This window comes from Geodermatophilus sp. SYSU D00525 (assembly GCF_054050475.1).
This window is the reverse complement of sequence record NZ_JBJGZK010000042.1, coordinates 16,039-29,424: the sequence shown is the minus strand read 5'-3', so window position 1 is coordinate 29,424 and position 13,386 is coordinate 16,039. Positions and strand designations below refer to the sequence as shown.

General features: G+C 73.3%; 16 protein-coding genes. 8 read left to right on the top strand and 8 right to left on the bottom strand.

All coding sequences use genetic code 11. From position 1 onward, the window contains the following. Nucleotides 1-46: 46 nt before the first annotated feature. From ACI796_RS22445 to ACI796_RS22425, 5 genes are all read right to left on the bottom strand, one after another. Nucleotides 47-1,183 (bottom strand): ABC transporter ATP-binding protein, encoded by a 1,137-nt coding sequence (locus ACI796_RS22445; protein ID WP_456943430.1) that lies wholly within the window; start codon nt 1,181-1,183, stop codon nt 47-49. Further along, a complete protein-coding gene (locus ACI796_RS22440; RefSeq protein ID WP_456943429.1) occupies nt 1,167-2,228 on the bottom strand; it encodes an ABC transporter ATP-binding protein in 1,062 nt (353 codons plus the stop codon). Before ACI796_RS22440 ends, ACI796_RS22445 begins: the two co-directional genes overlap by 17 nt. Then, entirely contained in the window at nt 2,225-3,196 is a 972-nt protein-coding gene (locus ACI796_RS22435; RefSeq protein ID WP_456943428.1) for an ABC transporter permease, read from the bottom strand. Before ACI796_RS22435 ends, ACI796_RS22440 begins: the two co-directional genes overlap by 4 nt. After that, complete coding sequence (locus ACI796_RS22430) at nt 3,189-4,112, bottom strand: ABC transporter permease (RefSeq protein WP_456943427.1); 924 nt, start codon at nt 4,110-4,112, stop codon at nt 3,189-3,191. Before ACI796_RS22430 ends, ACI796_RS22435 begins: the two co-directional genes overlap by 8 nt. A gap of 147 nt (nt 4,113-4,259) precedes the next feature. Beyond that, complete coding sequence (locus ACI796_RS22425) at nt 4,260-5,924, bottom strand: peptide ABC transporter substrate-binding protein (protein ID WP_456943426.1); 1,665 nt, start codon at nt 5,922-5,924, stop codon at nt 4,260-4,262. A gap of 368 nt (nt 5,925-6,292) precedes the next feature. Here ACI796_RS22425 and ACI796_RS22420 point away from each other — a divergent pair, with 368 nt between their 5' ends. After that, a complete protein-coding gene (locus ACI796_RS22420) occupies nt 6,293-6,466 on the top strand; it encodes a CsbD family protein (RefSeq protein WP_456943425.1) in 174 nt (57 codons plus the stop codon). 79 nt (nt 6,467-6,545) lie between these two features. On the opposite strand, the gene ACI796_RS22415 is transcribed toward ACI796_RS22420, so the two are convergent. Beyond that, nucleotides 6,546-7,307, bottom strand: coding sequence for a (deoxy)nucleoside triphosphate pyrophosphohydrolase (locus ACI796_RS22415; protein WP_456943424.1), 762 nt, complete (start codon nt 7,305-7,307; stop codon nt 6,546-6,548). 70 nt (nt 7,308-7,377) lie between these two features. Between ACI796_RS22415 and ACI796_RS22410 the strand changes: the two genes are divergently transcribed. The 6 genes from ACI796_RS22410 (at nt 7,378) to ACI796_RS22385 (ending at nt 11,356) form a co-directional block, all read left to right on the top strand. Further along, nucleotides 7,378-7,848, top strand: a complete 471-nt coding sequence (locus tag ACI796_RS22410; protein ID WP_456943423.1) for an RrF2 family transcriptional regulator — start codon at nt 7,378-7,380, stop codon at nt 7,846-7,848. 257 nt (nt 7,849-8,105) lie between these two features. Continuing rightward, entirely contained in the window at nt 8,106-9,797 is a 1,692-nt protein-coding gene (locus ACI796_RS22405) for a nitrite/sulfite reductase (protein WP_456943422.1), read from the top strand. A gap of 10 nt (nt 9,798-9,807) precedes the next feature. Next, nucleotides 9,808-9,990 carry a hypothetical protein gene (locus ACI796_RS22400; protein ID WP_456943421.1) on the top strand — a complete coding sequence of 61 codons (183 nt, stop codon included), beginning with the start codon at nt 9,808-9,810 and terminating at the stop codon, nt 9,988-9,990. After that, on the top strand, nt 9,987-10,697 hold the full coding sequence (locus ACI796_RS22395) for a phosphoadenylyl-sulfate reductase (RefSeq protein ID WP_456943420.1): 711 nt from the start codon (nt 9,987-9,989) through the stop codon (nt 10,695-10,697). The genes ACI796_RS22400 and ACI796_RS22395 overlap by 4 nt, the downstream gene beginning before the upstream one ends. Before the next feature lie 12 nt (nt 10,698-10,709). Next, a complete protein-coding gene (locus ACI796_RS22390; RefSeq protein ID WP_456943419.1) occupies nt 10,710-11,003 on the top strand; it encodes a 4a-hydroxytetrahydrobiopterin dehydratase in 294 nt (97 codons plus the stop codon). A gap of 62 nt (nt 11,004-11,065) precedes the next feature. Beyond that, nucleotides 11,066-11,356: an SRPBCC family protein gene (locus ACI796_RS22385; protein WP_456943418.1), complete on the top strand. Its 291-nt coding sequence runs from the start codon at nt 11,066-11,068 to the stop codon at nt 11,354-11,356. Nucleotides 11,357-11,534: 178 nt separating this feature from the next. Here the strand turns inward: ACI796_RS22385 and ACI796_RS22380 are convergent, their stop codons facing one another. Both ACI796_RS22380 and ACI796_RS22375 read right to left on the bottom strand, forming a co-directional pair. After that, nucleotides 11,535-11,933 carry a DUF3037 domain-containing protein gene (locus tag ACI796_RS22380; RefSeq protein WP_456943417.1) on the bottom strand — a complete coding sequence of 133 codons (399 nt, stop codon included), beginning with the start codon at nt 11,931-11,933 and terminating at the stop codon, nt 11,535-11,537. After that, on the bottom strand, nt 11,930-12,799 hold the full coding sequence (locus tag ACI796_RS22375) for a HipA family kinase (RefSeq protein ID WP_456943416.1): 870 nt from the start codon (nt 12,797-12,799) through the stop codon (nt 11,930-11,932). The genes ACI796_RS22380 and ACI796_RS22375 overlap by 4 nt, the downstream gene beginning before the upstream one ends. Nucleotides 12,800-12,823: 24 nt before the next feature. On the opposite strand from ACI796_RS22375, the gene ACI796_RS22370 reads away from it, so the two are divergent. Next, nucleotides 12,824-13,372, top strand: a complete 549-nt coding sequence (locus tag ACI796_RS22370) for a DUF1990 family protein (protein ID WP_456943415.1) — start codon at nt 12,824-12,826, stop codon at nt 13,370-13,372. Nucleotides 13,373-13,386 lie beyond the last annotated feature (14 nt).

Sequence of the window (13,386 nt, the reverse complement as noted above, 5' to 3'; positions counted from 1 at the left end):
GACCACCCCGGGGTGGTCACCGCGCCGTCGTCGTGGAGCGGGGGTGTTACTCGGCGTCGACCGGGACGACCATCCGGGCCTCGGCGAAGTGGCAGGCGCTCGGGTGGCCCTGGCCGCGGTCGACCAGCGCCGGGGCCTCCTGGGCGCAGACGTCCTGCGCCTTCCAGCAGCGGGTGCGGAAGCGGCAGCCCGACGGCGGGTCGGCGGGGCTGGGGACGTCGCCCTGCAGCAGGATCCGGTCCTTCTGCCCGCGCAGGGCCGGCTCGTGCAGCGGCACCGAGGACAGCAGCGCCTGGGTGTAGGGGTGCGACGGCGAGGCGTAGACCTCCTCGTCGGTGCCCTCCTCCACGATGCTGCCGAGGTACATCACCGCGACCCGGTCGGAGATGTGCCGCACCACCGACAGGTCGTGCGCGATGAACAGGTAGGACAGGCCGAACTCGTCCTGCAGGTCCTCGAGCAGGTTGACGACCTGGGCCTGCACGGAGACGTCGAGCGCCGACACCGGCTCGTCGCAGACGATGACCTCCGGCTGCAGCGCCAGCGCGCGGGCGATGCCGATGCGCTGCCGCTGGCCGCCGGAGAACTGGTGCGGGTAGCGGTTGACGTAGTCGGGGTTGAGGCCGACGCGGTCGAGCAGCTCCTGCGTCCGCTTGAGCCGGCCCTTCTTCGGGGCCACGTCGTCGTGCACGGCCCAGCCCTCGGCGACGATGTCCCCGACGGTCATCCGCGGGTTCAGCGACGCGTAGGGGTCCTGGAAGATGATCTGGACCTCGCGCCGGTAGTCCTTGAGGGCCCGGCCGCCCATGCGGGCGACGTCCTTGCCCTTGTAGAGGATCGCCCCGGCGGTCGGCCGCTCCAGCGCCACGATCAGCTTGGACACCGTCGACTTGCCGCAACCGGACTCGCCCACCAGGCCCACGGTCTCGCCGCGGCGCAGGGTCAGGTCCACGCCGTCGACCGCGCGGACGTGGCCGATCGTGCGCTTGAAGACGATGCCCTGCGTCAGCGGGAAGTGCTTCTGCAACCCGCGGATCTCGAGCAGCGTCTCCCCCATCGCGCCGCGGGCCCCCGCCGACGCCGGCTTGGCCAGCGACGCGTTGCCCGGCACCGCCTCGGTGGACGGCGACGACTTCGACAGGGACGACGCCGCGGTGGCGCCGGACTCACTCGGCTGCGACACCGAGGACCTCCTCGCTGTAGTGGCACGCCGCCTCGCGTCCCGGCACGACCAGCCGCAGCGGCGGGACGTCGCCGGCGCACTCCCGCCCCGGCGCGGCAGCGTCGCCGAGCCGGCGGTGCGGGCACCGCGGGTGGAACGGGCAGCCGCTGGGGATGCGCGCGAGGTTCGGGGGCTGGCCGGCGATCGGCTGCAGCCGCCCGCCCTTGGCCTCGACCTGCGGCACCGAGCCCATGAGCCCCTCGGTGTAGGGGTGCGCGGGGCGGGTGAAGACGTCGTCGACGGTACCCCGCTCGACGATCTCGCCGGCGTACATGACCGCGACGTTGTCGGCGACCTCGTTGACCACGCCGAGGTCGTGGGTGATGAGGATCAGCCCCATCCCCGTCTCGTCCTGCAGGTCCTTGAGCAGGTCCATGACCTGCGCCTGCACGGTGACGTCGAGGGCGGTGGTCGGCTCGTCGGCGATGAGGATCCGCGGGTCCAGGGCGATGGCCATGGCGATCATCACGCGCTGGCGCATGCCGCCGGAGAACTGGTGCGGGTAGTCGTCGACGCGGCGGGCCGCGGCCGGGATCCGCACCCGGTCCATGAGCTCGATGGCCCGCTTGCGGGCCTCCTTCTTGCTCATCCCCCGGTGCGCCCGGAACATCTCGCCGATCTGGAAGCCCACGCTGTACACGGGGTTCAGCGACGACAGGGCGTCCTGGAAGATCATCGAGATGCCCGGGCCGCGGATCTTCCGCTGGTCCTCGGCAGACATCTCCAGCATGTTCTTGCCCTGGAACCAGATGCCGCCGCCGGTGATGACCGCGGGCGGGGTCTCGAGGATCCCCATGATCGCCTGGGCCGACACGGACTTGCCGGAGCCGGACTCGCCGAGGATGGCCAGGGTCTCCCCCGCCGCCAGGCTGTAGCTCACGCCGTTGACGGCGTGCACCGTGCCCGAGCGGGTGCGGAACTCCACGTGCAGGTCGTCGACCTCGAGCAGGGGCGTGCCCTGCCCGGCGAGCTCCGCGGTCGGCTTGGTCAGGTCGAGGTTGGTCATGCGCGCTGCCTCGGGTCGAGGGCGTCGCGCAGGGCGTCACCCATCATCACGAACGCCATCACGGTCAGGGTCAGGATCAGGCTGGGGAACAGCACCAGGTGCGGTGCGCTGCGGACCTGGCTCTGGCCCGCCGCGATCTGCAGGCCCCAGGAGATCGCCGGTCGCTGCAGACCGACACCGAGGTAGGTCAGCGTCGCCTCCGCGGCGATCAGCACGCCGATGGTGATGGTCGCGTAGACCAGCACCGGCGCCACCGCGTTGGGCAGGATGTGCCGGACCAGGATCCGCCGGCTCGAGGCGCCCATCGCGCGGGCCGCGGCCACGTAGTCCTGGCTCTTCACGGCGATGACCTGGGAGCGGACCAGCCGCATCGCCGTCATCCAGCCGAACAGCGCCAGGGCGATGGCGACCGCCCCGGGGCCGCGGCTGTTGATGATCGGGATGTCGGTGGCCGGCCCGACCCGCAGCAGCACCAGCGCGCCGAGGATCAGCGGCAGCGCGTAGAAGATGTCGGCGATCCGGGACAGGATCCCGTCGGTGAAGCCGCCGGCGTAGCCGGCGATGGCCCCCACGATGACGCCGAGCACCAGCACCACCAGCACGGCGGTCACGCCGATGATCAGCGAGCCGCGCGCCCCGTAGACGACGTTGGCCAGGTAGTCGCACCCCTGCTGGTCGAACCCGAACCAGTGCTGCGCCGAGGGCCGGCCCTGGGAGTTGCTCAGGTCGCAGGACCGCGGGTCGGCGCCCCGGGCGAACAGCTGCGGGAACAGCGCCATCAGGAGGAAGAAGACGCCCAGGACGGCACCGATCCAGAACAGCGGGTTGCGCTTGAGGTCGCCCCAGGCGTCGCTCCAGAGGCTGTTCTGCCGCTCCTTGGTGACGTCGACCGAGGGGCTGGCCAGACCGGTGGTCGTGCCGGCCTCGACCTCGTCCTTGCGCAGGTCCAACTGCTGCTGCTCAGTCATAGCGGATCCTCGGGTCGAGGACGGCGTACAGCACGTCGACGACCAGGTTGAAGAAGATGAAGAAGAACACCATCAGGGTGACGATGCCGACGACGACCGCGCCCTCCTGGGCCCGGACGGAGTTGAAGACCTCCCGGCCGATGCCGGGCAGGTTGAACACCGTCTCGGTGACGATCGCCCCGCCCAGCAGCGTCCCGATGTCCGCGCCGATGAAGGTGACGACCGGGATCAGGCTGTTGCGCAGGGTGTGCCGGACGATGACCGTCCGGCCCGGCAGGCCCTTCGCCCGCGCGGTCCGGACGTAGTCCGCGCGCAGGTTCTCGGCGATGCTCGTGCGGGTCAGCCGGGCGACGTAGGCGAGCGAGCCCGAGGCCAGCACCAGGCCCGGCAGGACGTAGCTGTAGAGTCCCTCGTTCGTCCCGGCGATCGGGAACCAGCCGAGCTTCAGGCCGAACAGCAGCTGGGCGACGAAGGCCAGCACCAGGATCGGGATCGAGACGATCAGCGTCGTCGAGACCAGCACCAGGCTGTCGAAGAAGCTGTTGCGCCGGATGCCGGCGATGACGCCGGCGATCAGGCCGATGACGGCCTCGAAGACGATGGCCACGACGGCCAGCTGGACGGTGACCGGCAGCGTCCGCTCGATCGTGTCGATCACGGGACGGCCGCGGAAGTCGGTGCCGAGGTCCCCCTGGAACAGGTTCTTCAGGTACTCCCAGTACTGGACGTAGAGCGGGTCGTTGAGGTTGAACCGCTCGCGGAGCTCGGCGATGACGGCCGGGGAGAGCGGTCGGTCACCACCCAGCGCGCGGATGGGGTCGCCCGGCAGGGCGTACACCATCGCGAAGATCAGGAAAGACGCGCCCAGCAGGACCGGGATGGTGAGCAACAGGCGGCGCGCGACGTAGCGGCCCATGGTCCCCCTCGGGGTGTGTGCGCCGCCGGGGCTGCGGCGGCGCCGGTGTCCATCGTGCCCGCAGGGCCCCGCACACGCGCCGCCGGGGGCGACCGTCCTGGTCGGACGGGCGCCCCCGGCGGGTGGTGCGGGTCCTGCGGGGTCGGGTCAGGCGTTGTTGACGGTGACCTCGGAGGTGACGATCCGCTGGAACAGGTCCAGGCGGACGTTGGAGACGTTCTCGGAGGTCACGGACTGGATCTCCGTGAAGAACATCGGCGCCATCGGCATCTCCTCGGCGATGATGTCCTCCGCCGCCTGGTAGTCCTCCACGCCGGCCTCGGGGCTCTCGGCCTGGTCACCCTGGGTGATCAGGCTCTCGACCTCGGGGTTGGTCCAGAAGGAGTAGTTCGAACCGGCCGGCGCCAGCGAGGACGTCGTGAACAGCGGGGTCAGGTAGCTGTCCGGGGCCGGGTAGTCGAAGCTCCAGCCGTAGCGGAACGGGCCGGTCCAGCCCTTCGACTCGCCGAGCGGCAGGTACTCGGAGAAGTCCAGGTTGCCCTGCAGGACGTACTCGACGCCGAGGTTCTCGCGCAGCTGGTTGCCCACGGCCTCCATCCACGCGTCGTGGCCGGCACCGGCGTTGAACCACAGGTCGACCGGCTGGCTGCGGTCGAAGCCGGCCTCGTCGAGCAGCTGGTTGGCCTGGTCGGGGTCGAAGGTGCAGTAGGTGCAGCTGCCCTCGCGGTAGCCGTCGACGACCGGCGGGATGAACGAGTCGGCCGGGGCACGGGTGCCCTGGAAGATCGCCTCGGAGATGGCCTCCCGGTCGACGGCCATCGAGATCGCCTGGCGGACCCGCGGGTCGGCGAAGCGCTGGTCGTAGGTCGGGAAACCGAGGTAGGTGATCTGCGAGGACTCGGTCTCGATGAACCGGTCGCCGAACTCGTCCTGCGCCGACTGGATGACGTCGGGCGGGATGACGTCGACGATGTCGAGGTTGCCGGCCTGCACGTCGGTGTAGGCGGTGTTGACGTCGGCGTAGACGACGTACTGGACGGCGTCGGCCTGGGCGGCGTCGTCACCGGAGTAGTCGTCGTAACGGGTCAGGGTGATGCCCTGACCGGGGACGAAGTCCTCCTCCGCCTGGAACGGGCCGTTGCCGATCGGACGGGTGCCGAAGCCCTCGGGGTCGTCGAAGAACGCCTGCGGCAGCGGGTAGAAGGAGTTGTAGCCCACGACCGCCGGGAAGTTCGAGAACGGCGAGGACAGCGTCACCGTGAAGGTGCGGTCGTCGACGACCTGCAGGCCGCTCATCTGCTGGGCGGCCGGCTCACCGGTCACGTTGCCGGCGTCGTCGGTCGGCGCCTGCAGGTCGGCGTAGCCCGCGATCCGCGACAGGTAGGACGCGGCGCCCTGGGCGTTCGGGCTGTAGGCGGTGTAGTTCCACGCGTTGACGAAGGACTCGGCGTTGACCGGCGTCCCGTCGTGGAAGGTCCAGCCGTCCTTGAGCGTCACGGTCCACGTGGTGTTGTCGTCGGACTCGATCGACTCGGCGACGCCCGAGTACTCGACGGAGCCGTCCTCGGCGTACTTCACGAGGCCGGTCCACAGCGAGTTGACGACCTGGTCGCCCTCGGACTCCGTGGTGTTGCCCGGGACGAGCGGGTTCTCCGGCTCACCGATGTAGACGCTGAAGGTGCCGCCGCTCGCGCCGCCGCTGCCGCTGTCGCCGGAGCCGCTGTCGTCGCTGCCGCCGCCACAGGCGGACAGCAGGAGGGCGCCGGACAGGCCGACGGCGACGAGCGCCGACCGGCGCTTGCTCAACTTCACGTGTGTTGCCTCCCTCGTCCCGCGCGTGCGGGGGGAACGGACTGGTCTCTGCATACCGGGACACTGCGCACCCGGTTGCACTGGCCGGGCGCCGGCGTCCTCCGGGTGAACACCACGGAACGGACCCGGAACGCCGTGGGCGACCCTAGGCACCCCCGACGAGGACCGTCCACGACCGCAACCGATTTGTGACCGAGGCTCACGACTCCTGTCACACCGCTGCAACAGCAGCGGTCGACGAGGGCGCGGACAGCAGGGCTTGCGGTCCGCAGTCGTTCACCCCGGAGGATCTCCGCCGTTCGGGCGAACCGGGTGTGGTCACCCTACTCCCGGGTACTCCTCGGCCATCCGAGAGGGAGGAGTCCACTGTGAGCGGCATCGACAAGCTGCAGAACAAGGCCCAGGAGCTGGCGGGCGAGGGCAAGGAGCGCGTCGGCGAGGCCACGGGCGACCGCGACCTGCAGGCCGAGGGCGCCAACGACAAGGCCGCCGGCAACCTCAAGCAGGCCGGCGAGAAGGTCAAGGACGTCTTCAAGAAGTAGGGCGGAGGACCTCGTCCCGAGGTCGTCCGCGCACCTCGCGAGGGGCGCCGTCCCGCACGGGACTGCGCCCCTCGTGCGTCTAGAGGCGGGCGAGCAGGTCGCGGACCGCGGGCAGCAGGGGGCGGTCGGCGGCGATCCAGTCCAGGCCGTCGAGGTCGGCGGCGCCCACCCAGCGCAGCTCGCGGTGCTCGTGCGCCACCGGCTCGCCCGAGGCCAGCCGGGCCCACCAGACCCGCAGCGTCGAGGCGCCGGGCGCCCCGCCGGCCACCGAGCCGTCCAGCGGCACCTCGCCGAGGAATGCCTGCGGCGCGACCACGACCCCCATCTCCTCGACGCACTCGCGGACCAGCGCCGCGACGTCGTCCTCCCCCGGCTCCACCTTGCCGCCGGGGAACTCCCACAGTCCCGCCAGCGGCCCCGACCCGCGCTGGGCGACCAGCACCCGGTCCCCGCGGACGACCGCCGCGCCGACCACCTGGACGACGTCGAGGGCGCGCAGCGCGGCCGCGGCGGCGTAGCCGTCGAGGTGCCGGCGCATCGCCCGCAGCACCCGCCGGCGCAGCACGGTCTGGTCGACCAGGCCGCCGAGCGCCCCGGGCAGGCCGGTGTCCCAGTCGACCTGCTCGTCGACGACGGTGCCGGCCCCGGTCGCGGTGAACCGCCGCTCGTGGGTGAGGCGGCGCCACCCCCGTCCCGGCCCGGCGGCGTAGAGGTCGCGCACCGGGCGGACCGACTCGACCTCCTCCAGCGGGAACGGCCAGGGGCGGCCGAGGGCCCGGGCGACGTCGAAGGCGACGGTCAGCGGCGCCGCCACGACCGTGGTGAAGCGCAGCCGGTACACGCCGTCACCCTGGCAGACCGGGCAGGATGGGCCCGCGGGACCCGGCAGCCGGTCCGCAGGAGGGAGCACCGTGCGCATCACCGCCCGGGTCGACTACGCCGTCCGCGCGGCCCTCGAGCTGGCCGCCGCGGCGCCGGGCGCGCTGACCTGCGACCGGATCGCGACCAACCAGGGCCTCCCCTCCCGCTTCCTGCAGGGGATCCTCGGCGACCTCCAGCACGCCCGGCTGGTCACCAGCCAGCGGGGCCGCGAGGGCGGGTACCGGCTGGCGCTGCCGCCGTCGGAGATCTCCATCGCCCGGGTCATGCGGGTGGAGCAGGGCTTCCTCGCCGAGGTGCACGGGCAGCGGCCCGAGGACGTCAGCTACCCCGGCGCCGCCGAGGAGCTGGCCAGCGTGTGGGTCGCCGCGCGCGCCGCCTACCGGCGGGTGCTGGAGGAGGTCACGCTCGCCGACGTCGTCGCGGGGAAGCTGCCGGGGTACGTGGCGGAGCTCGCCGCCGTGGAGAGCGCCTGGCGCTCGTTCGGCGACGACGCCCCCTGAGCGGCGCCCCTGAGAGCGGCGCCCCCCGAGCTCACACCGGCCGGGGCCGGACGTGTGCGACCATGGGGGCGTGACGGACCGCGGCAGCCTCCTCGTCGCGCGTCTGCACGTCGACCTCGCTCTCGTCAGCAGCGCCGCCTGTCGCGCCTCGCGCTGACCACCAGTCCTCCCCCGCGGCCCGGAGCCGCGACCCCGACCTGGCAGCGCCCTCCCGCGCGGGTGCAGACCGGCGCGGACGGCGCAGGAAGAAGTGCACCGTGTCCGCACCTCCCCGTCCGAGCAACCGGCCGACGCGCCGTGACGCGCCCCAGCGCGGCCAGGGCCAGTGGGCGCTGGGCTACCGGGAGCCGCTGAACCCGAACGAGCGGATGAAGAAGGACTCCGACGGGCTCGAGGTCCGTCAGAGGATCCTCGACATCTACTCGCGGACCGGCTTCGACGGCATCGACCCCGGCGACCTGCGCGGCCGGATGCGGTGGATGGGCCTCTACACCCAGCGGGCCCCGGGCATCCCCGGCGGCAAGACCGCCGTGCTGGAGCCCGAGGAGCTCGAGGACTCGTACTTCATGATGCGGGTGCGCACCGACGGCGGGGCGCTGACCAGCGAGCAGCTGCGCACGCTCGGCGCCATCAGCACCGAGTTCGGCCGCGACGTCGCCGACGTCACCGACCGGCAGAACGTCCAGTACCACTGGATCCGCATCGAGGACGTCCCCGAGATCTGGGAGCGGCTCGAGGCCGTCGGCATGACGACCACCGAGGCCTGCGGCGACACCCCGCGCGGCATGCTCAACTGCCCGCTGGCCGGTGTCCTCGAGGACGAGGTCGTCGACGCCACCGAGGTCATGGCGCAGACAGTGGCCCGCTACGTGGGCGACCCGGAGTTCAGCAACCTGCCGCGCAAGTGGAAGACGTCGATGTCCGGCTGCGTCGACCACTGCACCGAGCCCGAGATCGACGACGTCTCCTTCGTCGGCGTCGTGGGCCCCGACGGCGAGCCCGGCTACGACCTGTGGGTCGGCGGCGGCCTGTCGACCAACCCGATGTTCGCCCAGCGCGTCGGCGTGTTCGTGCGGCCCGAGGAGGTCACCGAGGTGTGGGCGGCCTGCACCTCGGTCTTCCGCGACTACGGCTACCGCCGGCAGCGCAACCGGGCCCGGATCAAGTTCCTCATGGCCGACTGGGGCCCGGAGAGGTTCCGGCAGGTGCTGCAGGACGAGTACCTGCACCGCGCGCTGCCCGACGGCCCCGCGGCCGCGCCGCCGAAGAACGAGTCCCGCGACCACGTCGGCGTCGCGAGGCAGAAGGACGGCCGCAACGCCGTCGGCTTCGCGCTGCGCACCGGCCGCATCACCGGGACGGTGCTCACCCGGATCGCCGACCTCGCGGACGAGTACGGCGCGGGCCGCATCCGGACGACGACCCAGCAGAAGATGGTGATCCTGGACGTGCCGGACGAGCACGTCGAGGACCTGGTCACCGCGCTCGCCGAGCACGACCTGCTCGTGCGCCCGAGCGCCTTCCGCCGCGGCACCATGGCCTGCACCGGCCTGGAGTTCTGCAAGCTCGCGATCGTCGAGACCAAGCAGCACGCCCAGGACCTCTACGCCGAGCTGGAGAAGCGGCTGCCCGGCTTCGACGAGCCGATCGGCATCAACGTCAACGGCTGCCCGAACAGCTGTGCCCGCTTCCAGACCGCCGACATCGGGTTCAAGGGCTCGATGGTCCGCGACGAGAACGGCGAGATGGTCGAGGGCTTCCAGGTGCACCTGGGCGGCCACCTCGGCGTCGACGCCGCCTTCGGCCGGAAGTTCCGCGGCCACAAGGTGACCAAGGCCGAGACGGCGGACTACTGCGAGCGCGTGCTGCGCGGCTACCTGGAGCGGCGCGAGCCCGGCGAGCGGTTCGCCGCCTACGTGGCCCGCGCCGAGGAGGCCTGGCTGCTGTGACGGGGCTGCTGTGAGCGAGGAGGCGGAGGACACGGGCGGCCGCGCGGGAAGGCAGCGCCAGCTGCCCGTGTTCCACTGCCCGTACTGCGGGGACGAGGAGCTGACCCCGCACGGGGACGAGGGTGAGTGGCACTGCGCCGCGTGCCTGCGGACCTTCACCGTCCGGCTCACCGGGACAGGAGTGCAGGCATGACGACCGCCGTCCGGCCGACGCCGGAGCTCGCCGCCGAGGCCGACGCCCGCTTCGAGGGCATCGCCGACCCCGTCGAGCAGGCCCTCGCCGTGCTGCGCTGGGCCGGGGAGACCTTCGGCGACGACTTCGCCGTCACCTCGTCGATGGCCGACGGGCTCCTCGCGCACCTGGCCTCCCGGGCGGTGCCCGGGGTCAACGTGGTCTTCCTCGACACCGGCTACCACTTCGCCGAGACGATCGGCACGCGCGACTGGATCAGCAGCGTCCTGCCGATCACGCTCGTGAACGTGACGCCGCCGCGGACGGTCGCCGAGCAGGACGCCGAGCACGGCCCGGCGCTGCACGACCGCGACCCGGACCTGTGCTGCTCGCTGCGCAAGGTGCAGCCGCTGGCCGGCGCGCTGGCCGGCTACGCCGCGTGGGGCTCCGGCGTCCGCCGCGACGAGGCCGCCACCCGCGCCGGCACGAGGGTCGTCGACTGGGACGCCAAGCGGGGCATGGTGAAGGTCAACCCGCTGGCCGCCTGGACGCAGGACGACGTCGACGCCTACATCGCCGAACACCGGGTGCCGGTCAACCCGCTGCAGGAGATCGGGTACGCCTCGATCGGCTGCGCGCCGTGCACCCGCCCGGTCGCGCCGGGCGAGGACCCGCGTGCCGGGCGGTGGGCCGGCCGCGGCAAGACCGAGTGCGGGCTGCACCTGTAGGACCATCCCGACGTGCCCCGGCCGCCCCGCCTGTCCCCCGACGAGGTCGCGGCCGGCCTGCGCGCGCTGCCGCTGTGGTCCGGTGACGTCACCGGCCTGCACCGCACGGTGCAGCTGGCCTCGTTCCGCGCCGCGGTGGCCGCGATCGTCGCCATCGCGGACGTCGCCGAGGAGATGGACCACCACCCCGACGTCGACCTGCGGTGGCGGACGCTGCACCTCACCCTCGTCAGCCACTCCGCGGACGGGGTGACCGCGCTCGACCTGGAGCTCGCCCGCCGGATCGACGAGCTGCTCCCGGGCTGACGCCGGCCCCGCGGACACGGGCGCCGCCGTGGCGCGGGCACCCCGATCAGGAGATGGTCCCGATGGCCGCCGAGCTGAGGACGTCCGTCGACATCGACGCCACCCCCGAGCGGGTGTGGCGGGTGCTCACCGACCTGCCCGCCTACGCGGAGTGGAACCCGTTCGTCACCGCGGCGGACGGGGACGTCGTCGCGGGAGGCCGGCTGTCTGTCCGCGTGCCGCCAGGGAACGCCCTCCTCCGGTCGCACCTGCGGCCCACGGTCCGGCAGGTGGTCCCCTCCGGCGGCTGCGGGTGTGGAGCCGGCTGGACCGGCTGGGCGTCCCCGGCCTCTTCGACGTCGAGCACACCGTGACCCTCACCGACCACGACGGGGGCGTGCGCCTGTGGCAGCAGGACCGGTTCGGGGGGGCTGCTGGCCCCGCTGCTCGTCCGGTCCCTGAACCGCCACCGGCTCGCGGCGTTCCACGCCATGGGCGCGGCGCTCAAGCAGCGGGCCGAGGGCCCCGCCCCGGTCGCGGAGGACCGACCCGTCAGCCCTCGTCGCTGACCGGCAGCACCAGCAGGCGCAGCAGGCGGTCGGCCTCGGCGTCGGGGTCCTCGGTGAGCCCGGTGTGCACCGGGCCGGGCTGGACGACGGTGCTGCGCGGCGCGGTCAGCCAGCGGAACCGCGAGCCCAGCGCCTCCCGGCCCGCGGCGCCGGCGGCGGGGTCGGCGGCGCAGACGTCGGCGGCGGCCTGCAGCGCGCGGCCGATGGCAGCGGGGTCGGCGGTCGGGTCCAGCGCGCGCAGCCGGTCGACGTCGAGGTGCACCCGGCTGCCCAGGTAGTCGCGCTGCCGGCAGTAGACGAGGACGCCGGCGTTGAGCGCCTCGCCCCGCTCCACCCGCGGCACCACCCGCAGGACGGCGTACTCGAAGGTCTCCCGGCTCACCGCTGGGTCACCCCCGGCGGCGGGGGCGGGCCCAGCCACGCCGGCCGGTTCTCCCCGCGCGGCGACCGGCGGCGTCCGCCCGCGCCCGCGGCGGCCGCGGCCACCACCCCGGGCAGCCACGCGTCCCGGGCGGCCAGCCGGGCCAGCAGCTGCCCCACGTACCGCTCCCGGACGGCGGCCGGTGGCTCGCCGGGCTCCGGTCCCTCCAGCCAGTCGTCGGGCACCTGCGCCAGCACCCGCTCCAGCAGCGGCCAGGTGACCCGCGGCCCGAGGTCGGCGTCGGCGGCGCGCAGGTCCGGCGAGCACTCGACCAGCGCGTGCTGGGCGGCGTCGTAGGAGCGGGCGACGGCGGCCGGCGCCCCCGGCCAGTTGTGGTGGAAGGTGAGCGCGGCGCCGTGGTCGATCAGCTGCAGCCGGCCGTGCCAGAACAGCATGTTGGGGTTGCGCCAGGCCCGGTCGACGTTGCCCACCAGCGCGTCGAACCACAGCACCCGGCCGGCCAGCTCGGGCTCCACCTCGCCCACCCCGGCCTCGAAGTCCAGGGCCCCGGGCAGGTAGTCCAGCCCGAGGTTGCGCCCGGCCGAGCGCTGCAGCAGTTCCTGCACCTCGGGGTCGGGCTCGCCGACGGCCAGCTCCGGGACGACGTCGACGGTGACCAGGGCCGGCACCGGCAGCGCCAGCGCCCGGGCCAGCTCGCCGCAGACCACCTCGGCCACCAGCACCCGCACGCCCTGGCCGGCGGCCCGCCACTTGACCACGTAGGTGCCGAGGTCGTCGGCCTCCATGAGCCCGGGCAGCGAGCCACCCTCGCGCAGCGGGGTGACGTAGCGGGTGGCGGTGACGGCGGGCAGCACAGTGCCGGTCAACCTACGCCGGTCCAGACTGGGCCCATGGGCCTGTTCCGGGCCGTGTCGCCCGAGGGCCTGCGCGACGCGCCGCTCACCTATGCCGAGGTCGGCGCCACGCGCGCCGCCGAGCTCCCCGCCGGCTACCGCACCGGCACGTGGACCGAGGTCGTCGGCTCCGGCCGCGCGGCGTTCGAGCGGGTCGCCGCGGCGGTGTTCGCCTGGGCGCCGCAGCGCAGCACCGGCCTCCGGGTGCGCGCGACCGGGTCGCCCGGCGAGGTGGGCACGGTCGTCGTCCTCACCGCGGGGCTGCCGCGGCTGGGCTACGACATCCCCTGCCGGGTCGTCTGGGCGTCGACGACCGGCGACGAGCGCGGCTTCGCCTACGGCTCGCTGCCCGGCCACCCCGAGAGCGGCGAGGAGTGCTTCACCGTCCGGCTCGACCCCGGCGGCGACGTCGTCGCCTCGATCCGGGTGTTCTCCCGGCTGGCCTCCCCCGCCGCCCGCCTCGTGCCGCCGGTGAGCTGGGCCCTGCAGCGGCTGGCCACCGCCCGCTACCGCGCGACGCTGCGCCGGGCCGCCCGCGACCGATGAGCCCGGGCCCACCG